Raw genomic sequence first — 21,083 nt, 5'->3', positions numbered from 1 at the left:
ATCATCCCCCATCACCGACCGCGTCGAGGACCGCCTCACGCTCGGGCAGCCGCCACGACCGCCGGTGCTCGTCCGACGGTCCGACCCGCCTGATCTCCGCGAGGTGCGCGGCCGAGCCATACCCCTTGTTCTGCGCCCAGCCGTAGCCAGGCTGCCGCAACGCGGCCTGGGCCATGAGCCGGTCGCGCGACTGCTTCGCGAGCACGCTCGCCGCCGAGATCGACGCGCACCGGAGATCCCCCTTCACCACGGTACGCACCTCCCGCTCGACGCCGTCGTCGGGCTCGGGCGCGACAGGCTCGAGCGCCCCCATGGCGAAGAGGTCCTCACGCGGCTCCGAGAGCCAGTCGTGAGAACCGTCGAGCAGGACCGCGCGCACGGCCGGTCCCGTCACCTGCGCCGCACGGAGCGCGCGGCGCCCGGCCGTGCGCAGCGCGACGATGATGCCGTATGCGTCGATCTCTGCGGGCGATGCATGCCCGACGCCCCATGCGAGCACCCACCCCGCGACGGCGGGCTCGATGCGCTCGCGCGCGGGCGCGCTCAGCAGCTTGGAGTCCGTGAGGCCCTGCGGGAAGGGGACCTCGAGCGTCGCGACGGACACGACCGCGCAGCCCACCGTGACCGGACCGGCCAGCGCCCCGCGGCCGACCTCGTCCATGCCGGCGATGACCTCGACGCCTTCGACGAGCCACGCGGACTCGGTCGCGACGTCCGGAGGAACCCTCACGGGGTCGGAGCAGGGACGTCAGCGAAGACGTCGCCGGGGTTACGCATGAGGGAGACGCGGTCGATCGGCCAGACCTTCGCGAACGCCACACCGACGACGTTGTCGATCGGGACGAAGCCCCCGCCACGACTGCCTCCGTTGAAGCGCGAGTCACCCGAGTGCTGCCTGTTGTCCCCCAGAACCCAGAGGTTCCCGTCCGGCACCGTCACGTCGAATTCCGTCTGGCTCGGGACAGCACCGGCGGCGAGGTACGACGACTCCTCGAGCGGGACCCCGTTGACCGAGACCTGCCCGCCGTCCGTGCAGCACGTCACCGTGTCGCCGGGAAGACCGACGACCCGTTTGATGAGGTGCTCGCCCGCGTCCTGCGGGCGCAGGCCGACGATCGTCAGCGGCGTGCTCAGCCACGTCGGCATGTTGTCGGCACGGCTCACCGCGACGCCGTCGAGCCACCCCCCGGGGTCTTTGAAGACCACGACGTCGCCGCGGGAGATGTCGAACGGACCCGGCGTGAGCTTTGAGACCAGGACGCGGTCGCCCGCGACGAGGGTGTCTTCCATCGACTCCGACGGGATCATGAACGGCTGCACGAGGAAGGTCTTGACGACGAACGAGAGCACGAGCGCCGAGACGAGGATGATGACCGTCTCTCTCACCGTCGCCATGAGGCGCGACCGGGGGCGTGAGGCACCACGCGGGCGCCTCGCGTCCGCGCGTGCGGGGGCGCCCTCGTCCTCGGGGGTCGCGCGGATGTCGTTCTCATCGATCACGGGGTCCACTGTCCCACCTTCTCGCTGCTGGGCCGAACTGACCCACATCGTGTGCGTCCCCGTGCGCGGTCGCGCTCGCCCTCGGGCGCGCCGTCCGGGGACGCCCGAGGGCGGGCGACCGGTGTGGTCGCCCGCCCTCGGGATGGTTGCGTGAGGCTCAGGCCTTGGGCCCGAAGTCGCGCTTCTCCTTGATGCGCGCGGCCTTGCCGCGGAGCTTGCGGAGGTAGTAGAGCTTGGCGCGACGCACGTCACCGCGCGTGAGGACCTCGATCGACTCGATCGAGGGCGAGTTCACCGGGAACGTACGCTCGACGCCGACGCCGAACGAGACCTTGCGGATCGTGAACGTCTCGCGGATGCCGCCGTTGCGACGCGCGATGACGATGCCCTGGAACACCTGGACGCGCGAGCGCGTGCCCTCGACGACCTTGACGTTGACCTTGAGGGTGTCACCGGCGCGGAAGAGCGGGATGTCGGTGCGCAGCTGGGCTGCGTCGACGGAGTCAAGAATGTGCATGAGAACTCCTCGTCCTGCCACAGGTCAGGGACGTGATCGTGGGCCCGCGAGTGGCCCGTCTGTCGATGGGGTGGTGCGTGACGGGCAAGCCCGCCGTGGCGAATGGCTCTCCCCTGTGGCAGAGGCCAGCGCGCACCAACGCCCTATTCTGCCACACCGCGGCCCTGCTGCGGAAACGACCCAGGCCGTGCCGACCATCACGTCCGGGCTGCTAGTGACCGGCTGGACGCACGCCGTCCGCGTGGACCCACCAGCCGAGCTCACCGAGCGTCGCTCGGTCGCGCTTGTCGAGCCGAGCGGGATCGAGCGCCGCCACCATGTCGGGACGACGCTCGGCCGTCCGCGCGAGTGCCTGATCGCGACGCCAGCGCGCGACCTTGCCATGATGGCCGGACTGGAGAACGTCGGGGATGGCCAGACCTTCCCACTCGACCGGCCGGGTGTAGACGGGGTACTCGAGAAGCCCCTCGGCCGAGTGCGACTCCTCGACGACCGACTCGGCATTGCCGAGAACTCCGGGCAGGAGCCGTGCGACGGCCTCGATCATGACGAGCGCCGCAACCTCGCCGCCGTTGAGGACGTAGTCACCGATCGAGGCCTCCTCGACCTGCACGCCGCGGGTCCGGAAGTGCTCGGCGACACGCGCGTCGATCCCCTCGTAGCGCCCGCACGCGAACACCAGCTGTCCGCGCGTCGCCCAGTCCTCAGCGGTCCGCTGCGTGAACGAGGGGCCCGAGGGAGTCGGCACGACGAGCGTCGCACCCTCGGTGAGGACGTCGTCGAGAGCCGCGCCCCACACGTCGGGTCGCATGACCATGCCGGCGCCGCCACCGGCGGGCGTGTCGTCGACCGTGCGGTGGCGGTCGTGGGCCCAGTCGCGCAGGTCGTGCACGTCCAGGTCGAGCAGGCCCGCGGTGCGTGCCTTTCCGACGAGCGAGAGGTTGAGCACGTCGAGGTACGTCGGGAAGATCGAGACGACGTCGATGCGCACGCTCAGCGCTCCTCGTCGTCGGACGAGCCTGGCGTGGGCGGGACAACCTCGAGGTTCGCGGCGTCGGAGGCGAGGAGGCCGCCCGGGGGCGTGAGGACGACACGTCCGCCCGCGACGTCGACGGTCGGCACGATCGCACGCACGAACGGCACGAGCGTGCGCTCACCGCCCGTCTCGAGGATGACGAGCAGGTCGTGAGCCGGCCCGAGCTCGAGGCCCTTGACCGTCCCGACGAGCGTGCCGTCCTCGAGCTCGGCGCGCAGGCCGACGAGCTCGTGGGGGTACCACGCGTCTTCCTCGTCGGAGTCGTCAACCTGGACGACGAGCTCGGTCCCGCGCGCCTCCTCGGCGCCCGTGCGGTCCCCGATCTCAACGAATGCCGCATACCACCGGCCACCCGAGCTGCGCGTGTACTCGATCGTGAGCGGACCCGCACCGGGCGGGACCGTCTCGAAGACCGCCCCGTCGACGAACCGCTCGTCGGGGATGTCGGTGCGCAGGTCAAGCGCGATCTCGCCCCGGAGCCCGTGGGGCTTGCCGAGTCGGGCGACGGTGAGGCGCTGGCGGGTCATATGAACTCCGGTCGTTCGGGGGACACGTCAGGCCCGGCCCTTGTGGGCCGGGCCTGACGTGGTGTGACTCGTGGTGCGCGTCTCAGCGGCGGTCGACGTCAACGACGTCAACGCGGACGGGCTCGTCGGCAAGAGCGCCGACGACCGTACGCAGCGCGCGCGCGGTGCGCCCGGAGCGTCCGATGACGCGACCGAGGTCCTCGGGATTGACCCGAACCTCGAGCAGGTCGCCACGGCGCGTCGCCTTGGCCTTGACCTCAACGTCGTCGGGGTTGTCCACGATGCCGCGGACAAGGTGCTCCAGAGCGTCGGCGAGCATCAGGCCTGCTCCTCCGAGGACTCCTCCGCGGGAGCCTCGTCAGCGGGGGCCTCAGCCGGGGCAGCGGCAGCAGCCTTGGCCTCAGCGGCCTTGGCCTTGACCTTCTCGGCCTGCTCAGCGGCGGCAGCGATCGCGGCGGCGGGGTCGACCTTGTCGCCCTTGACGCGCAGCGTGCCCTCGGCGCCCGGGAGGCCCTTGAACTTCTGCCAGTCACCCGTGATCTTGAGGAGCACGGCGACCTGCTCGGTCGGCTGTGCGCCGACGCCGAGCCAGTACTGTGCACGCTCGGAGTCGATCTCGATGAGCGAAGGCTCCTCGGTCGGGTGGTACTTGCCGATCTCCTCGATGACGCGGCCGTCACGCTTGGTGCGCGAGTCGGCGACGACGACACGGTAGAACGGGGAGCGCATCTTGCCGAAGCGCTTGAGGCGGATCTTGGTGGCCACTGTGTGGTCTCTCCTGGTTCGTGTGGGTGCGGACCCTCGTGCACACCGGTGGGGCCGGAGTACGTGAGCGTCCAGGACGCGGCGTTGCACGGAGAGAGGGGCCGGGCACACCGAGTACAGCGCACCATTCTGCCAGACGCAGGGCACTGGTCCAACCGTGGGACGCGCCACACCCGTGCGGCGCTCGACTCACGGGCGTCACGACCAGGGTTCCTCAGGCTGTCGACGCACGGTCCGGCCCGCTCGCGTCCCCCTCAGCGCACTCGGCGGCCGCGGAGGACGACGGCGCTCGGGGCCGCAAGGACCGCTGTATCGAGCGTCGGGTCGGCGGGGAAGACGACGAGGTCGGCGCCGGAGCCCTCCCCCATCGGCTCGGCACCGAGGTAGTCCCGGGTGCGCCAGCTCGCAGCCGCAAGGACGTCGAGCGGCGCCATGCCCGCAGCGGCGAGCTCGGCGCACTCCGCCGCGATGCTGCCGTGAGCGATCGTGCCCCCCGCGTCCGTCCCGACAAGAAGGCGCACGCCCGCGTCGAGGAGGTCACGCACGTGGTCGTAGCGGCGTGCGTGCATGCGGCGCATGTGCGCCGCATAGACCGGGTAGCGCTCGTCAGCCTGCCGAGCGATCGAGTCGAAGCGCTCGACCTGCAGGAGCGTCGGCGTCACGGCGATGCCTCGCGCCGCAACCTCGTCGATCATCGAGGCGGTCAGACCCGTGCCGTGCTCGAGGCAGTCGACCCCGGCCGCGAGCAAGCCCGCAAGGGACTCTTCCGCGAAGGTGTGCGCCGTGACGCGCGCACCGGCCGCGTGCGCCCGCGCGACGGCATCCGCGAGGATGTCGTCGGGCCACAGCGCGCGCAGGTCGGCGGCTCTCCCCTCCGACCGCTCGATCCAGTCGGCGACGACCTTGACCCAGCCGTCCCCGCGCCCGGCCTCCTCGGCCACCGCGCCCGGCAGCTCCGAGACGTCGGACAGCTCGCGCCCGTAGCCGCGCAGATAGCGCTTGGGGAGCGCGAGGTGAGTCCCGCAACGCACGAGGCGAGGCAGGTCGTGCTCGTCGTGGACCCACGCGGTCTCGAGCGGCGAGCCCGCGTCCCGCACGAGGAGGACGCCCGCGTCGCGGTCGGCGAGCGCCTGCGCGCGCGCCGTCTCGCGGCTCGTCGCACCGGCCGCGTCCAACCCGATGTGGCAGTGGACGTCGACGAGGCCGGGGACCGCCCACCCGTCGATGCGCGTCGCAGCTGCCGCCGGCCGGTCGAACGTCAGGCGCCCGCCCACGACCCACGCCTCGGGGCGCACGTCGTCGTCACCGAGCCGCACCGGACCCGCAAGGTGGAGAACCTCCACGCCGCCTCCCTCCTCCGTGCCGGTCGACCCAGCCCGCCGGACGCCCTGCTCAGCCGCCGAGCAGCTTGCGCAGCTCGTCCATGTCCGGTGCAGCATCGCTCGACGCGGCGCCGCCGAGCCCGAACGCAGACCCTGAGGGCGCCGACGACACAGCACCAGACTCTTGCTGAGCGCGCTTCGCGGGGTTGCCCGAGCGGCCCTTCTTGCGAGCCGGAGCCTGCGAGCGACCCTTCGACTTCTTGCCACCCATGCCCGGCAGGGCGCCCATGCCGGGCATGCCCATGCCGCCTCCGCGCGCCATCTGCTTCATCATCTTCTGAGCTCCCTCGAAACGCTCGAGGAGCTGGTTGATGGCCGACGGCGTCGTGCCTGCCCCCTTGGCGATACGCGCCCGGCGCGAGCCGTTGATGATCTTGTGGTTACGGCGCTCGCCCGGGGTCATCGAGCGCACGATCGCCTCGACCCGGTCGACCTCACGCTCATCGAAGTTGTCGAGCGCCTCGCGCATCTGGCCCATGCCCGGGAGCATGCCGAGCATCTTCTTCATCGAGCCCATCGAGCGCATGGCCTGCATCTGCGAGAGGAAGTCCTCGAGCGTGAAGTCGTCGCCCTGCGCAAGCTTCGACGCCATCTTCTCGGCCTGCTCGGCGTCGAACGCCTTCTCGGCCTGCTCGATGAGCGTGAGCACGTCACCCATGTCGAGGATGCGCGACGCCATGCGGTCAGGGTGGAACGCCTCGAAGTCGGTGAGCTTCTCACCGGTCGACGCAAAGAGGATGGGACGGCCCGTGACGCGCGCGACCGAGAGCGCCGCACCACCGCGGGCGTCACCGTCGAGCTTCGAGAGCACGACTCCCGTGAAGTCGACGCCCTCGGCGAACGCGTTCGCCGTGGCCACCGCGTCCTGACCGATCATCGCGTCGATGACGAAGAGCACCTCGTCGGGCTGCGTCGCGTCACGGATGTCACGTGCCTGCGTCATGAGCTCGGCGTCGACGCCGAGGCGTCCGGCCGTGTCGATGATGACGACGTCGTGCTGACGCGAACGCGCCGTCTCGACGCCCGCCCGCGCCACCGCGACCGGGTCGCCCGTCGGGACCTCGTCCTCGCCCGCCACGCCCGGGTGCGGCGCGTACACGGGCGCACCCGCGCGCTCGCCCACGACCTGGAGCTGCGTCACCGCGTTGGGCCGCTGGAGGTCAGCCGCGACAAGGAGCGGGGTGTGGCCCTTCTCCTTGAGGTGGAGGGCCAGCTTGCCCGCGAGCGTCGTCTTACCGGCACCCTGGAGACCCGCGAGCATGATGACGGTCGGCGGGGTCTTCGCGAGGGTGAGGCCACGCTGGCCCTCGCCGCCGAGGATGCTCACGAGCTCCTCGTTGACGATCTTCACGATCTGCTGGGCGGGGTTGAGCGCGCCCGAGACCTCGGCGGAGAGCGCGCGCTCGCGCACCGCACCGACGAACTCCCGCACGACGGGGACCGCGACATCGGCATCAAGGAGGGCGCGCCGAATCTCGCGCACGGTCGCGTCGATGTCCGCCTCAGTGAGGCGTCCGCGCGAGCGGAGGTTCTTGAACGTCGATGTCAGACGGTCGGACAGGGTGGCGAACACCGGGGCATCCCTCACGATCACGGGGCTGTAGGTCAGGCGCCAGCCTACCCGTCCAGCACGGCCAGGCCCCTCACGGTGAGGTCATCGACGAGGCTCGAGCGCCACGCCGTCCATCCGTGAGGCCCCAGGGACGACGCATCAGCCTCCGTAAGAGCGCGCAGGACCCGCAGCAGGTCGGCGCGTCCAGCCACCGCCTCGCACAGCTGCGTGAGCGTCGCGGCGTCATGAGGGTCCGCGCTCGTCGCCAGGTGCGCGAGCGTGAGGTGTTCCCTCACGAGAAGGGTGACATCGGCGACGAGACCATCCTCGAACCCGCACCGGTGAAGGATCTGGGGAACGAGCGCGGCCCCACCCACCGAGTGGTCGGCGACCCCCGCACGCTTGCCGATGTCGTGCAGGAGCGAGGCGAGCAGGAGCCTCGAGCGCTCAGGACGCGTCAGACCCTCGACCCGCCCTGCGTGCGCGACGACCTCGAGGAGATGACGATCGACCGTGTGCCGGTGCACGGGCGAGCGCTGCGGACGGTTGCGCACACCCGCCCACTCCGGGATCCACGTCGTCACGACTCCGGCAAGATCGAGCGACTCCCACACCGACAGGCACGCCTCACGCGCTCCGAGCACGGCCAGCAGATGCCGACGCGCAGGCTCGGGCCACGGCTCGGGCACAGGAGGGCACGCGACGAGGTTGCGCGCCGTGACGGGAGAAAGAGGAAGACCCGTCCTCACCGACGTCGCCGCCGCACGCAACGCGAGCAGCGGATCGAGCGCGGGCTGCGCGTCGGCCGCCAGGACAAGCTCACCGTCGAACTCGACGAGACCGTCGGCCACAGCCCTCAGCCGGGGCGCGACCCGCCGCCCACGGACGACACGCGGACCCAGGACAACCGTGCGGGTGAGCGCATGCCGCGCCCGACGCGCCGTCGTCTCGAGCGCCTCCGTGACGATGCGTCCCGACTCGGCAAGCCCCGACAGCAGGTCGTCGGTCGCCGCGAGCACGCCGTCCTCCCCCTCGTCAGCGTCGGCACAACCGAGAACCCGCGCAACCTCCGGCTGGTCGGCCGCGAGAAGCAGGTTCGTCGGGCGCCCCGTCACCGCCGCGAGCGCGTCACGCACCGTGAGCACGCGGCTCACGGCCGCATCGACATCGCCATGAGGTCGGTCCGTCACCCAGGACGCCGCAAGAGCGGCAAGCACCGTCGCGTCCCGCAAACCGCCTCGCGCCTCCTTGAGATCAGGTTCGACGAGGTAGGCGAGCTCCCCTGCCCGATCTGCGCGCTCCTTCATCGAGGCCAGCAGCTCGGGCAGACGGCGCCGCACCGCTCCCCGCCAGTCCGCCAGGACCGCCGAGGCCGCGCGCGCCGTCACCGCGGCATCCCCGGCGACGTGACGAGTCTCGAGCATCCCGACGACCGCCGGCACGTCGACCGTCGCGACCCGTCGGCACTGCGCGAGCGACCGCACCGCGTGATCAACCTCGAGGCCCGAGTCCCACAGGGGGTACCACAGACGCTCCGCGATGCGGCGCAGCCGCGCGCCGTCCGTCCCCCGCCCCTCGTGCACGAGCACGAGGTCGAGGTCCGAGCACGGCCCCGCCTGACCACGGGCGAGCGAACCCACAGCCGCGAGGGCGAGGCCCTCACCACTGTCGCCCTCGAGAGCCTCGTCCCACAGCCCGCGGAGCACCGCGCACGTCGCCTCCGACGCACGCGCACGCAGCACCTGCGAGGCCCCGACGGTGAGCGGACGCGGAGCCGAGCGCCACAGGCCCAGACGGAAGGACCGCAGGTCCCGCACCCCAGCAGGGTGCGGGACCTGCGGTTCCCGCGCGACCCCGGCCTCAGCGGCGTCGTCGTGCACCGCGGCTCCGATCAGAGAGCGTCGGAGCCGGACTCACCGGTGCGGACGCGCACGACGTCCTCGACCGGCACGACCCACACCTTGCCGTCACCGATGCGGCCCGTCTGAGCGGCCGCGACGATCGCATCGACGACGGTCGCGGCCACCGCGTCGTCCACGACGAGCTCGACACGCACCTTGGGCACGAGGTCGACCGTGTACTCCGCACCCCGATACACCTCGGTGTGGCCCTTCTGACGGCCGTAGCCGCTGGCCTCGCTCACCGTCATGCCGCGGACTCCCGCAGCGTCGATCGCCTTCTTCACCTCGTCGAGACGGTGGGGCTGAATCACTCCTGTGACAAGCTTCATGATGGTTACGCCTCTCGGATCACTCGGCCGGAGCCGATCGTCTCGTACGCCTGCTCGCCGTGCTCGGCCAGGTCGATTCCCCCGACCTCGACGTCGTCCGCAACCCTCCAACCAATCGTGCGCCTGATGCCGTAGCCCACAACGGCCGTGACGACACCGGAGACGAGGATCGCCGCGAGCGCAATGACGATCTGGATGACGAGCAGCTGGGCACCGTCACCGAAGAGGAGTCCGCCCTCGGAGGCGAGGAAGCCAATCCCCACGGTTCCGACGAGGCCACCGACGAGGTGGACCCCGACGACGTCGAGCGAGTCGTCGAAGCCGAAGCGGTACTTGAGACCGACCGCCAGGGCACAGCACGCTCCGGCGACCGCACCGAGCACGAGCGAGGTCACGGGTGTGAGCACGCCGGCAGCCGGGGTGACGGCGACAAGACCTGCGACGATGCCGGACGCGGCACCGAGCGATGTCGCGTGCCCATCACGGAACTTCTCGACGACGAGCCAGCCGCAGATCGCCGCGGAGGCAGCCGACGTCGTGTTGACCCAGGCGAGGCCGGCGCCACCGTCCGCCGCGAACGCCGAGCCCGCGTTGAACCCGAACCAGCCGAACCACAGCAGCGCGGCACCGAGCATGACGAACGGCAGGTTGTGCGGACGCATCGGTTCGGTTCCGAACCCCTTGCGCTTGCCGATGATGAGCGCGAGCACAAGGCCCGCGACACCCGCGTTGATGTGGACGACCGTGCCGCCCGCGAAGTCGACGGGAGCGACCGCGGCGGCGCCCTCGACGACGCCGAAGATCTTGGCTGCGAGACCCTCCTCGGAGCCCGAGAGCAAGCCGCCGCCCCACACCATGTGGGCCATCGGGAAGTACGCGAGCGTGACCCACAGCGGCACGAAGACCATCCACGAACCGAACTTCACGCGGTCGGCGATCGCACCCGAGATGAGCGCGGTCGTGATGATCGCGAAGGTCACCTGGAAGGCGACGTCGATCACCTGCGGGTAGTTGCCCACCCCGGCGATCCACGCCCCCGTCCCGTCCTGCAGGGTGCCGACGAGGCCGAACTGGTCACCCGGGTTTCCGAACAGGCCGAGCACGCTCGACCCGTATGACATCGACCAGCCCCACAGGACGTAGATGACGCCGATGCTGCCCATGGCACCGAACGACATCATCATCATGTTGAGCACGGACTTGCTCCGGACCATGCCTCCGTAGAAGAAGGCAAGCCCGGGCGTCATGAGCAGCACGAGCGATGCTGACATGAGCATCCACGCGGCCGCTCCAGTGTCGAATTCCATGACGTTCTCCCAACGCCAGCCCCTCGGCCGGCCCGGGATCAACACTCGCGGTCGCACGTTTCAACGACAGACGATCGATGTTCCACGCGTGTGACGTCGAGCGACGCCACGTGAACTTTGTGTTTCGGCGAGCCGGATCGACGTCGTGCGCGCCGGGGTCAGTCGCCGAGCAGCCCGTCGACGAACGCCTCGGGCTCGAACGGCGCGAGGTCGTCGGGGCCCTCACCGAGGCCGACGAGCTTGACGGGCACGCCGAGCTCACGCTGCACGGCCACGACAATCCCGCCCTTGGCGGTTCCGTCGAGCTTCGTCAGGACGATGCCGGTGACGCCCGCGACCTCACCGAAGACCCGCGCCTGCATGAGGCCGTTCTGGCCCGTCGTCGCGTCGAGCACGAGCAGGACCTCGCTCAACGGCGCTTCCTTCTCGATGACACGGCGGATCTTGCCGAGCTCGTCCATGAGCCCCGACTTGTTCTGCAGGCGGCCCGCGGTGTCGACGAGAACGACGTCGACGCCCTCGGTCCGTCCGCGCCGCACCGCGTCGAACGCGACGGCCGCGGGGTCGGCTCCGTCCTTGGCAGAACGGACGACCGGCACCCCGACGCGTGAGCCCCACGTCTCGAGCTGGTCGGCGGCTGCGGCACGGAACGTGTCGGCGGCACCAAGAACGACCTCGGAGCCCTCCGCGACGAGGACGCGGGCGAGCTTGCCGACGGTCGTCGTCTTGCCGGTGCCATTGACCCCGACGACGAGCACGACGGACGGGACACGCGCGCCGTCCTCACCGAGGCGGGCCTCGGTCGCGAGCGTGCGGTCGAGGCTCGGGTCGACGAGGTCGAGCAGCGCGGCACGGAGCATCGCGCGCACCTGGGCGGGGTCCGAGACCCCGTTGATGCGGACCTGCGTGCGCAGCGCGTCGATGAGCTCGGCGGACGGGCCGGCGCCGACGTCCGCGAGCAGGAGCAGCTCCTCAAGCTCGTCCCAGTCGTCCTCGGAGAGGTGGTCGCGCGAGAGCACGGCGAGCAGGCGCGCGCCGAGCGGCGAACCGGAACGCGCGAGGCGCGCGCGCAGGCGGGCGAGACGTCCCGTGACCGGCTCGGGGATGTCGAGCGTCGGTGCCAGGGCGGCGTCGGACGCCTCGGGGAGGGTCGGTGCGGGCGTCGCGATCGCGTCGTCATCGGCACCGGGGCGGTCGTCGACTGTCGCGGTCGGAGCCTGCGCCCCCGTGGGCCGTTCGGGCAGGCGGGAAGCCCGCGAGCGGCGACCGAGGCGCGGCGCGAGCAGCGCGGCACCGGTCGCGAGTCCGAGCAGGACGACGCCAAGGACGATCCAGATCCAGAGGTTCTCGAGCATGACGCTAGTCTCTCAGGTCATCGCGGGCGTGGCACACGCCGCGGCCGGGCGACGGACGCGGGGGCGCCTCAGTCGCCCGAGCGGGCGCTGCGGCTCGTCGCTGCGCGGGCCGCACTCGCTGCCCGGCCGACGCGGTCGACGAGAACCTCGGCGTCGAGGTAGCCGGTTCCTGCGGTGAGGTTCGCGGAGAAGAAGTCGTCCATGGTCGTCTCGACGGGCTCTGCGCTCACGACTCGCTCGAGGTCGGAGTTCTCGGCGGGCGTCGTGAGGGGGCGACGCCGCCGCACGACGTCCCAGGCCCGGCGCGTGTCCTGTCGCAGGCCGCGCGAACCGCGGCCCACGCCGAAGCGTTCGGTCGTCACGAAGGCCGCCGCAGCGATGACGACGCCCGCGGCGACAAGGGCAACAACGAAGATCAGCAGGTACTCAGGCACATCCTCAGTGTGAGTCCCCTGCAGTGCGCACGACGCCGCGCACGACCAAGCCGCCCGCGTTCACCACACAATCTTTACCGGCGTTCACTCGGACCGGCCGACGATCTAGGTCAGGCGACGTCCTCGCGCAGCCGCTGACTGACGACCGTCGTCACTCCGTCGCGCATCGTCACCCCGTAGAGCGCGTCGGCGATCTCCATCGTGCGCTTCTGGTGCGTAACGACGATGATCTGGGACTCCTCCTGCAGCTCGCGGAAGATCTCGAGCAGACGGCCGAGGTTCGTGTCGTCGAGCGCCGCCTCGACCTCGTCCATGACGTAGAACGGGCTCGGACGCGCCTTGAAGATCGCGACGAGAAGTGCAACAGCCGTGAGCGACCGCTCCCCTCCCGAGAGCAGCGAGAGTCGCTTGACCTTCTTGCCCGCGGGGCGGGCTTCGACCTCGATCCCTGTCGTCAGCATGCTCTCCGGGTCAGTGAGGACGAGGCGTCCCTCGCCACCGGGGAACACCCGTGCAAAAACACGCTCGAACTGGACGGCCGTGTCCCGGAACGCGTCCGCGAAGACACGCTCGACGCGCTCGTCGATCTCCTTGACGATCTGCATGAGGTCGGCGCGCGACCGCTTGAGGTCGTCGAGCTGCTCGACGAGAAACTGGTGACGTTCCTCGAGCGCGGCGAACTCCTCGAGCGCAAGCGGGTTGACGCGCCCGAGCCGCGCGAGGTCGCGCTGCGCCCGAGCGAGTCGCTTCTCCTGCTCCGCGCGAACGTAAGGCCGCGTCACCTGCTGACCGTCCTCGTCGAGCGCGGGCTCCCCGGAGTCGGTGAGGACAGCGATCGGGCGGTCGGGACCGTACTCGGCCGCGAGCACCTCGGGTGCGAGACCGAGCTCGGCGATCGCTCGCTCGTGGAGCTGCTCGATGCGCAGCATCTGCTGCGCGCGCGCGAGCTCGTCGCGGTGCGCGACGTCGGTCAGCTCACGCAGGCGCCCGGAACAGGCCTCGACCCGGGCGCGCGTCGCGGCGAGGTTCCCCTCACGTGCGCTGCGCTCCGCCTCAGCCTGCTCGCGCGCGCCGGTCGCGGCGGCGAGCGACTCGTCGGCCGCACGGACCGCAAGGGCCGCCCCCGTCGCGACGGCCTGCGCGCGCTGTGCCTGCGCGGCGCGGCGCAGGGCGAGCCGCGCAGCCTTCTGGGCTGCCTGGCGCTCCGCCGCAGCGGCACGGTCGAGCGCAGCGGCCCGCCCACCGAGCGCACGCGCACGCTCCTCGGCGGTACGCAGCGCGAGACGCGCCTCCGTCTCAACCGAACGCAACTGGCTCGCCCGGCTCTGGGCGGCATCACGCGCCTCGACCGCGGCCCGGGCAGCGTCATCGGAGCTCGACGGCTCAGCCTCGGCGGCCTCGAGCCTCGCCACGAGAGCCACGTGCTCGGCCTGTTCGACGGCGAGGTCGGCCGTGGCCCGGGCGAGCGCGTCCTCGGCGCGCTCGGCCTCCGCCTGCGCCGCACGCACCCCCGCGCCGAGGTGTCCGAGCTGCTCGGCGATCGCCGCGATCGCAGCATCCGACTCGTGGAGGCGGTCAAGGGTCTCGGCGTAGAGACGTGCCGCCTCGCGCTCCCGCTCGGCTGCGCCTTCGATCTGCGCGATCGCGTCAGTCTCACGTCGTTCGGCCTCCGCGAGCACGCCGCGCGACGCCTCGAGCGCCGCCTGGAGGTGGAGCACGGATGGCGCTGCGGCCGAGCCGCCGAACGCACGCACGGCTCCGAGCACGTCGCCCGAGCGCGTCACCGCGACGAGGTCGGGGCGCGCTGCGACGACGCCGCGAGCCGCGGCCAGGTCGTCGACGACGACGTGCCCCGCAAGAAGCGTGCGCACCGAACCGTGGAGGGCCGCGGTTGTTGTCACGACGTCGCTCAGCGCCACGACGCCGTCGGGGACGGCCTCGCCGCTCGTCACCGGTGGCGCCGGAGCGCCCGCGACGACGACGCTCGCCCGGCCGAGGTCGTCCGTGCGCAGCCACCGCACGACGTCGATCGCACCGCCGAGCGACGCGACGACGAGCGCGTCCGCCGCCGGTCCGAGCGCCGCCGCCACCGCCTCCTCGTACCCCGGCTCGACCGTGAGGAGCGCGGCGAGCGAGCCGACGACCTCGGCGAGCGCATCGTCCTCCGACGCAAGGACGGCGCCGACCGCGTCGCGGCGGTCCAGGCTCAGCTCGAGCGTCTCGATACGGGCGCGCGCCGCGATCGCCTCCTGGCGAGCAGCGCCGCGTCGTTCCTTGAGCTCCTCAAGCTCTGCCCGCGCCGTCTCAAGCGCGAGCGTCGCAGCCTCGTGCGCCGAGTCGAGGTCTTCCTCCCCGTCCTGCGCGCCCTCGACCTCCGACTCGAGGAGCTCCAGCTCGCCCGACGCGAGCGCGCCGCGGGCCCGAGCCGCGTCGGCGGCTCCTCGCAGACGGTCGATCTCAGCAGCGCGCGCCTCCGCGCGCGAACGCTTCGCGGCCACCTGCCCCGCGAGCCGTGCGAGCCCCTCACGCCGGTCGGCAGCGCTTCGCAGGAGCGAGGCCACCTCGCGTTCGGCCGACTGAGCGGCCTCTTCTGCCTCCGTCCGCGTCGCGGCCGCAGCATCGAGGCTCGCCCGCGCCGCGCGCACCTCGGCCTGCAGCTCGGCCTCGGACTCCCGCACGCGCCGCGCCTGCTCCTCGAGCGCGCGCGGGTCCTCACGGCGCTCGGGCGTCTCCGGGGTCCCGAGAAGGCGCACGCGTTCGGTCGCCAGCTGCTGGGTGCCACGCAGGCGTTCACGCAATGCGGACAGGCGGTACCAGGTCTCGGCGATCTGGGTGAGCTGCGGCGCGGCCTGCGCGGCCTCGGCCTCGAGCCCGGCGAGCTCGGCGCGCGCCTGCGCGAGCTCACGCTCGACGAGCTCGGTCTGCTCACGCAACGCGGTCTCGTCGGCGAGCTCCTGCTCGACGGTCGAGGTCAGCTGGACGAGGTCGTCGGCGAGGAGCCTCGCGCGCGCGTCGCGCACGTCGGTCTGAACCCCTTGGGCGCGTCGCGCGACCTCGGCTTGCTTGCCGAGGGGGCCCAGCTGCCGACGGATCTCCGCGGTGAGGTCCGCCAGACGCACGAGGTTGCCCTGCATCGAGTCGAGCTTGCGCAGCGCCTTCTCTTTGCGCTTGCGGTGCTTGAGGACGCCCGCTGCCTCCTCGATGAACCCGCGGCGCTCCTCGGGCGTCGCGCGCAGCACCGTGTCGAGGCGACCCTGCCCGACGATGACGTGCATCTCGCGGCCGAGGCCCGAGTCCGAGAGCAGCTCCTGGATGTCGAGCAGCCGGCACTGCGCCCCGTTGATCTGGTACTCGGAACCCCCGTGACGGAACAGGGTCCGCGTGATCGTCACCTCGGAGTACTCGATCGGCAGGGCGCCGTCCGTGTTGTCGATCGTCAGCGACACCTCGGCGCGGCCGAGCGGTGGTCGGCCCGACGTCCCCGCGAAGATGACGTCCTCCATCGTGCCGCCGCGGAGCGTCTTGGCACCTTGCTCGCCCATGACCCACGCGAGCGCGTCGACGACGTTCGACTTGCCCGAGCCGTTCGGGCCGACGACGCACGTCATGCCGGGTTCGAGGCTCAGCGTCGTCGCCGACGCGAAGCTCTTGAACCCGCGCAGGGTGAGCGTCTTGAGGTGCACGGGACGAGCCTAGCGGGGCAGGGTCACAGGCCCGGGAACCACAGCCCGATCTCGCGAGCCGCGGACTCGGGTGCATCCGAGCCGTGGACGATGTTCTGTGCGACGGGCAGGCCCCAGTCGCGTCCGAGATCGCCGCGCACGGTTCCGGGTGCGGCAGTCGTCGGGTCGGTCGTCCCCGCGAGGGAGCGGAAGCCCTCGATGACCCGTTGACCCTCGACGACGGCGGCCACGAGCGGGCCCGAGCTCATGAACTCGACGAGCGGCGCGTAGAAGGGCTTGCCAGCGTGCTCGGCATAGTGCTCCTCGAGGAGCGCGACCGACGCCGTCCGCATCTCGAGCGCGACGAGTCGGTAACCCTTGGCCTCGATCCGACGCAGGACCTCACCCGTGAGGCCGCGTGAGACGCCGTCGGGCTTGATGAGAACGAGTGTGCGCTGCGCAGAAGTCATGCGGACGACCCTACCGTCCGCGTCCCTCACGTGCGGCCTGACCGGCGCGTTCGTCAGACCGACGGGGCCGTGTCGGGATGGGTTGCGTCGTAGTGGGCACGCTCGCGGTCGATACGCCCTCCGAGCCGCACCGAGATCACCCAGAGCACGACGAAGACCCCGCCGACGACCCACATCATGGGGACGACGAAGCCCGTCGCAAGAACGACGACCTGCCCGATCGATCCCGCCACGAGGCCCGCGGGGCTCCCGACGGCGCGCGACAAGATGATGAGGACCGCCATGAGGACGCCGCCCGACGTCCAGATCGCCGCGTCGGACATCGGAGGGACTGCGTCGGCACCGGCCCCCGCGACGCCCTGCAGGCCCATCGCGACGAAGCAGGCAAAGAGCACGACGAAAGCCTCGAGGACGAGGATCGTCGACGTGAACTGGGTACGAGCAGAGGGTTTGGCCTCGATCGGCTGGCCGGGAACGGGAAGACCGGAGGACGCGTGCACGCCCCGACAATACCCGTGCGCTCACGTTCCCCCGGCCTCGCCCCCGGATCCTCGGGCACGCGAGACTCAGGTCTCGCCGAACCCCGAGCTGATGAGCTGCGTGATCGCGGCAACGGCCTGCTCGGCGCCCTCGCCGCTCGCCGTCACCTCGAGCTCGGCGCCCGCCGTCACGCCGAGCGCCATGAGCGCGAGCACGCTCGTCCCGTCGACACCGCCGACCATCACGCTCGCAGGCTGGTCCGCCGCGAGGCGGGCGACCTCGGCCGCGGGCCGCGCGTGGAGCCCGTAGGGATTGACGACGGTCACGGTGCGCGTGACCGAGGCCGCCGGAGCCAGGCTCGCCTCGCCCCCGGTGGCCACGTCCGGCCCCGCGGCACCACCCGGCTCGGCGCCTGCCGCCTGCGCCACGGCCGCCGCAGCCTCCCGCACGACGTCGACGAGCGCGAGCGCGTCGGCACCGCCCTGGGCGGCGACGGCGCACGCGACGGCACCCTCGACGAAGGGCCCCGGCACGAGGTGCGTCCGCGCCGCGACGTCGTCGTCGACGATCTCAAGAACCGCCTGCGTCGTGAGAACCGCCGAGCCGAGGTCCGCGAGGACGACAACCTCCCCGGGCGCTCCCGTCACCGCGGCCTCGATCCGCTCGAAGTCCGTTCCGAGCGAGCCGTCAGCCAGGCCTCCGACCGCGTGGATGTCGACGTCGGGCGCCATCTGGCCCGCCAGCTCCGAGAGCCCCCGCGCCAGTGCGTCGGAGTGCGAGACGAGAACGATCCGGGTCCGCTCCACCGCGCTCACTCCTCGGCCGCCGCGAGCGCAGCCTCGAGCAGCAGGACCGTGGACCGCGACCCCGGGTCCAGATGGTCGCGGCTGCGTTCGCCGAGGTAGCTCGCGCGGCCCTTCGTCGCCGTGAGCGCGATCGTCGACTCGGCGCCCTCCTGAGCACCGCGCACCGCCGCCGCAAGCACGTCGGTCGGGCTCGCCCCGTCGGCGTGCGCCGCCACAGCGGCCTCCGCTGCCGGGGTCCACGCGTCGACCATCGTCTTGTCTCCCACCTGAGCCTTGCCGCGCGCGACGATGCCCTCGAGCCCCGCCTCGAGGAGCGCGACGACCTCTGCGGAGCCGAGCTCCGGGACGGCCGTCACCTTCGCCGCGCGCAGGAACGCTGTGCCGTAGAGGGGCCCGGCCGCACCCCCGACGGTCGACATGAGCGTCATCGCGACGCTCTTGAGCACATCGCCGACCGTCTCGGCGGGCACGTCGACAACCTTCGCAGCGGCCGCCTGAAAGCCCCGGTCCATGTTGAAGCCGTGGTCGGCGTCACCGATGAGCCGGTCAAGCTCGGTGAGCTCGTCCCTTGCCTCCGCGACGCTCGCCGCGGCGGCGACGACCCAGGAACGCGCCCACCCCACGTCAAGAGATCTCGGCATCCCGGTCACCACCGCAGCGCGGGCGTGTGCACGGGCGCGTCCCACAGGCTCGTCAGCTCGTCGTCGAGCCGCATGACCGTGAGCGAGCATCCCTGCATCTCGAGCGAGGTGACGTACGAGCCGACGAGCGAGCGGTCGACCGTGATGCCACGCTCCTCGAGCATGCGACGAGCGGCGCGGTAGACGACGTACAGCTCCGAGGACGGAGTCCCACCCATGCCGTTGACGAAGAGCAGGACGCTCTCACCGCCGGTCAGGCCCAGGTCCTCGACGACCGGGTCGAGGAGCATCTTCGTGATGTCGTCGGCGGGAGCCGCCTTGATGCGGTGACGCCCCGGCTCGCCGTGGATCCCGATACCGATCTCGATCTCGTCGTCGGCCAGGTCGAAGCTCGGCCGGCCCACGTGCGGGACCGTCGGCGCATACAGCGCGACACCCATCGACCGCACAGCCGCCGACGCCTTCTCGGCAAGCTCGGCCACGGCGTCAAGGTCGTCGCCGCGTGCGGCCGCAGCACCCGCGATCTTCTCGACCATGAGCGTGCCGCCGACACCGCGGCGCCCAGCCGTGTAGAGAGAGTCCTCGACGGCGACGTCGTCGTGCACGAGAACCGTGCGCACCGTGACCCCGTCGGCGTCCGCGAGCTCGGCCGCGGTCTCAAAGTTGAGGACGTCGCCCGTGTAGTTCTTGACGATCGCGAGCACGCCACCGCCCTGGTCGGCCGCGACGAAGGCCGCACCCACCTGGTCGGGAGTCGGCGACGTGAACATGGCACCGGGGACAGCAGCGTCGAGCATGCCGTCGCCGACGAAGCCCGCGTGCAGCGGCTCGTGACCTGCGCCCCCGCCAGAGACCACCGCGACTGTCCCGTGCGGCGGGCGCTGCCTCCGCAGAACGTACAAGGGGTCCGTGTGGATCTCGACGAGGTCGGCGTGAGCCAGACCAAAGCCCTCGACCGACTCGTCGACCGCCTTCGCGGGATCGTTGAGCAACTTCTTCATGGCACACCCTCCGTGTCACGGTGCCCGGGTGGACCGGGCGCCGTCGCCTAGGAGCGTCCGAGCAAGATGCGTGCCTCCGCCGCGAGAATGACCGAGCCTGCGACGATGACACCGGCACCTGCACCGACACCCACCGTGTCCTCACTCTCCGCCAAGGTCGCGGCCGTGTCGAGAGCAGAGGCGAGGTCTGGGAGGACGTGCACACGATCAGGCCCGAAGACCTCGTCGGCGAGCTGGCCGAGCTCCTCGGCGGGCGTAGCACGGACCGAGTGCACCTCGGTGACGACGAGCTCGTCGACGTGCGGCTCAAGGACGGAGAGAATGCCCTCGGCGTCCTTGTCAGCGAGGATCGCGACCACTGCGACGACGCGCGTGAGGCCGAAGGTCTCGTGGAGCGACTCGACGAGTGCCTCGGCACCCGCAGGGTTGTGCGCGGCATCGACGATGATCGTCGGGCTCGAACGCACGACTTCGAGGCGCCCGGGCGACGTCGCCGTGCCGAAGCCCGCCTCGACGACCGCCGCAGGAAGCGCTGCGCCACCCGTGACGAGCGCCTCGACAGCGGCGAGCGCGAGCAGCGCGTTGTGCGCCTGGTGCGCGCCGTGCAGGGGCAAGAAGATCTCCTGGTAGAGGCCACCGGGCGTCCGCAGGTCGAGCAGCTGGCCCCCGACCGCGACGTGACGCTGGACGACCTCGAGCTCGAGACCCTCGCGCACCAGGCGCGCCCCGCGGGTGCCTGCCTCGTCGATGATCTCGCGCATCGCGTCGTCGGGCTGGTCGGCGACGACGACGGTCGCACCGTCCTTGATGATCCCCGCCTTGGTCCTCGCGATCTCAGTGATCGTGTGGCCCAGCCAGCGCTCGTGGTCGATGGCGATCGGTGCGATGACCGCGACGTCGCCGTCGACGACGTTCGTCGAGTCCCACGCACCACCCAGACCGACCTCGATGATCGCGACGTCGACCGGGGCGTCCGCGAACGCCGCGAACGCCATGACCGTGAGGACCTCGAAGAAGCTCAGCCGCGGCCCGCCCGCAGCCTCCGACTCCGCATCCACCATCTGCACGTACGGCTCGACGTCACGGAAGATCTCGACGAAGCGCTCCTCGGTGACGGGCTCGCCGTCGATCGCGATGCGCTCGGTGATGCTTGTGAGGTGAGGGCTCGTGAACCGACCCGTCCGCAAGCCCTGCTCGCGCACGAGCGACTCGACCATGCGCGCCGTCGACGTCTTGCCGTTGGTCCCCGTGAGGTGAATCGTCTTGAAGGCGCGCTGCGGGTCGCCCAGCAGCTCGCACACGCGCTGCACGCGTCCGAGCGTCGGCTCGAAGTCATGCTCGGGGTTGCGTCCGACGATCTCGGCGTAGACAGCCGCGAGCTCAGGGCTACGGCCCTCGGGCTCAGTCATGGTGCGGGC

The 21,083-nt window shown here is 71.4% G+C and carries 21 protein-coding genes; all 21 read right to left on the bottom strand.

Annotated features, from left to right (window positions below):
* Nucleotide 1: 1 nt before the first annotated feature.
* Nucleotides 2–730: a ribonuclease HII gene (locus ACTVCO_RS07990; RefSeq protein WP_443727861.1), complete on the bottom strand. Its 729-nt coding sequence runs from the start codon at nt 728–730 to the stop codon at nt 2–4.
* Entirely contained in the window at nt 727–1,500 is a 774-nt protein-coding gene (lepB, locus tag ACTVCO_RS07985; RefSeq protein WP_443727860.1) for a signal peptidase I, read from the bottom strand. The genes ACTVCO_RS07990 and lepB overlap by 4 nt, the downstream gene beginning before the upstream one ends.
* Before the next feature lie 157 nt (nt 1,501–1,657).
* Nucleotides 1,658–2,017 carry a 50S ribosomal protein L19 gene (gene rplS / locus ACTVCO_RS07980; protein WP_443727859.1) on the bottom strand — a complete coding sequence of 120 codons (360 nt, stop codon included), beginning with the start codon at nt 2,015–2,017 and terminating at the stop codon, nt 1,658–1,660.
* A 211-nt stretch (nt 2,018–2,228) separates the two neighbouring features.
* A complete protein-coding gene (gene trmD, locus ACTVCO_RS07975) occupies nt 2,229–3,008 on the bottom strand; it encodes a tRNA (guanosine(37)-N1)-methyltransferase TrmD (RefSeq protein WP_443727858.1) in 780 nt (259 codons plus the stop codon).
* Nucleotides 3,009–3,010: 2 nt separating this feature from the next.
* Nucleotides 3,011–3,580 (bottom strand): ribosome maturation factor RimM, encoded by a 570-nt coding sequence (rimM, locus tag ACTVCO_RS07970; RefSeq protein WP_443727857.1) that lies wholly within the window; start codon nt 3,578–3,580, stop codon nt 3,011–3,013.
* Nucleotides 3,581–3,662: 82 nt separating this feature from the next.
* A complete protein-coding gene (locus ACTVCO_RS07965; protein ID WP_443727856.1) occupies nt 3,663–3,899 on the bottom strand; it encodes an RNA-binding protein in 237 nt (78 codons plus the stop codon).
* Nucleotides 3,899–4,345, bottom strand: a complete 447-nt coding sequence (rpsP, locus tag ACTVCO_RS07960) for a 30S ribosomal protein S16 (protein ID WP_443727855.1) — start codon at nt 4,343–4,345, stop codon at nt 3,899–3,901. The genes ACTVCO_RS07965 and rpsP overlap by 1 nt, the downstream gene beginning before the upstream one ends.
* A 254-nt stretch (nt 4,346–4,599) precedes the next feature.
* Nucleotides 4,600–5,688 carry an amidohydrolase family protein gene (locus tag ACTVCO_RS07955; protein ID WP_443727854.1) on the bottom strand — a complete coding sequence of 363 codons (1,089 nt, stop codon included), beginning with the start codon at nt 5,686–5,688 and terminating at the stop codon, nt 4,600–4,602.
* A 49-nt stretch (nt 5,689–5,737) separates the two neighbouring features.
* A complete protein-coding gene (gene ffh, locus ACTVCO_RS07950; RefSeq protein ID WP_443727853.1) occupies nt 5,738–7,300 on the bottom strand; it encodes a signal recognition particle protein in 1,563 nt (520 codons plus the stop codon).
* A gap of 44 nt (nt 7,301–7,344) precedes the next feature.
* Complete coding sequence (locus ACTVCO_RS07945; protein ID WP_443727852.1) at nt 7,345–9,159, bottom strand: HD domain-containing protein; 1,815 nt, start codon at nt 9,157–9,159, stop codon at nt 7,345–7,347.
* 11 nt (nt 9,160–9,170) lie between these two features.
* The gene (locus ACTVCO_RS07940) at nt 9,171–9,509 is read right to left on the bottom strand and encodes a P-II family nitrogen regulator (RefSeq protein WP_443727851.1); all 339 of its coding nucleotides are present in this window, start codon (nt 9,507–9,509) and stop codon (nt 9,171–9,173) included.
* Nucleotides 9,510–9,514: 5 nt separating this feature from the next.
* Nucleotides 9,515–10,816 (bottom strand): ammonium transporter, encoded by a 1,302-nt coding sequence (locus ACTVCO_RS07935; protein ID WP_443727850.1) that lies wholly within the window; start codon nt 10,814–10,816, stop codon nt 9,515–9,517.
* A 158-nt stretch (nt 10,817–10,974) separates the two neighbouring features.
* Nucleotides 10,975–12,171 (bottom strand): signal recognition particle-docking protein FtsY, encoded by a 1,197-nt coding sequence (ftsY, locus tag ACTVCO_RS07930; protein WP_443727849.1) that lies wholly within the window; start codon nt 12,169–12,171, stop codon nt 10,975–10,977.
* A 68-nt stretch (nt 12,172–12,239) separates the two neighbouring features.
* Nucleotides 12,240–12,605: a hypothetical protein gene (locus tag ACTVCO_RS07925; RefSeq protein WP_443727848.1), complete on the bottom strand. Its 366-nt coding sequence runs from the start codon at nt 12,603–12,605 to the stop codon at nt 12,240–12,242.
* 110 nt (nt 12,606–12,715) lie between these two features.
* Entirely contained in the window at nt 12,716–16,288 is a 3,573-nt protein-coding gene (gene smc, locus ACTVCO_RS07920; RefSeq protein ID WP_443727847.1) for a chromosome segregation protein SMC, read from the bottom strand.
* Between the two features lie 23 nt (nt 16,289–16,311).
* Nucleotides 16,312–16,737, bottom strand: coding sequence for a nucleoside-diphosphate kinase (gene ndk, locus ACTVCO_RS07915; RefSeq protein WP_443727846.1), 426 nt, complete (start codon nt 16,735–16,737; stop codon nt 16,312–16,314).
* Nucleotides 16,738–16,790: 53 nt separating this feature from the next.
* Nucleotides 16,791–17,237 (bottom strand): DUF4233 domain-containing protein, encoded by a 447-nt coding sequence (locus tag ACTVCO_RS07910; RefSeq protein WP_443727845.1) that lies wholly within the window; start codon nt 17,235–17,237, stop codon nt 16,791–16,793.
* A gap of 66 nt (nt 17,238–17,303) precedes the next feature.
* A complete protein-coding gene (gene dhaM, locus ACTVCO_RS07905) occupies nt 17,304–18,023 on the bottom strand; it encodes a dihydroxyacetone kinase phosphoryl donor subunit DhaM (protein ID WP_443727844.1) in 720 nt (239 codons plus the stop codon).
* Nucleotides 18,024–18,028: 5 nt separating this feature from the next.
* The gene (gene dhaL, locus ACTVCO_RS07900; protein WP_443727843.1) at nt 18,029–18,664 is read right to left on the bottom strand and encodes a dihydroxyacetone kinase subunit DhaL; all 636 of its coding nucleotides are present in this window, start codon (nt 18,662–18,664) and stop codon (nt 18,029–18,031) included.
* A gap of 5 nt (nt 18,665–18,669) precedes the next feature.
* Nucleotides 18,670–19,665, bottom strand: coding sequence for a dihydroxyacetone kinase subunit DhaK (dhaK, locus tag ACTVCO_RS07895; protein ID WP_443727842.1), 996 nt, complete (start codon nt 19,663–19,665; stop codon nt 18,670–18,672).
* 47 nt (nt 19,666–19,712) lie between these two features.
* Nucleotides 19,713–21,074 carry a bifunctional folylpolyglutamate synthase/dihydrofolate synthase gene (locus ACTVCO_RS07890; protein WP_443727841.1) on the bottom strand — a complete coding sequence of 454 codons (1,362 nt, stop codon included), beginning with the start codon at nt 21,072–21,074 and terminating at the stop codon, nt 19,713–19,715.
* Between the last annotated feature and the right edge of the window lie 9 nt (nt 21,075–21,083).

It is taken from the genome of Sanguibacter sp. A247 (assembly GCF_052324925.1).
Classification (GTDB): Bacteria; Actinomycetota; Actinomycetes; order Actinomycetales; family Cellulomonadaceae; genus Flavimobilis.
Note: the sequence above shows the minus strand (reverse complement) of the source record. Positions and strands in the feature narration are given on the sequence as shown.

Coding starts and splice junctions, on each gene's coding strand:
- rplS (WP_443727859.1), bottom strand. CDS start 2,017: ATGCACATTCTTGACTCCGTCGACGCAGCCCAGCTGCGCACCGACATC.
- rimM (WP_443727857.1), bottom strand. CDS start 3,580: ATGACCCGCCAGCGCCTCACCGTCGCCCGACTCGGCAAGCCCCACGGG.
- ACTVCO_RS07965 (WP_443727856.1), bottom strand. CDS start 3,899: ATGCTCGCCGACGCTCTGGAGCACCTTGTCCGCGGCATCGTGGACAAC.
- ACTVCO_RS07940 (WP_443727851.1), bottom strand. CDS start 9,509: ATGAAGCTTGTCACAGGAGTGATTCAGCCCCACCGTCTCGACGAGGTG.
- ACTVCO_RS07935 (WP_443727850.1), bottom strand. CDS start 10,816: ATGGAATTCGACACTGGAGCGGCCGCGTGGATGCTCATGTCAGCATCG.
- ftsY (WP_443727849.1), bottom strand. CDS start 12,171: ATGCTCGAGAACCTCTGGATCTGGATCGTCCTTGGCGTCGTCCTGCTC.
- ndk (WP_443727846.1), bottom strand. CDS start 16,737: ATGACTTCTGCGCAGCGCACACTCGTTCTCATCAAGCCCGACGGCGTC.
- dhaL (WP_443727843.1), bottom strand. CDS start 18,664: ATGCCGAGATCTCTTGACGTGGGGTGGGCGCGTTCCTGGGTCGTCGCC.
- dhaK (WP_443727842.1), bottom strand. CDS start 19,665: ATGAAGAAGTTGCTCAACGATCCCGCGAAGGCGGTCGACGAGTCGGTC.
- ACTVCO_RS07890 (WP_443727841.1), bottom strand. CDS start 21,074: ATGACTGAGCCCGAGGGCCGTAGCCCTGAGCTCGCGGCTGTCTACGCC.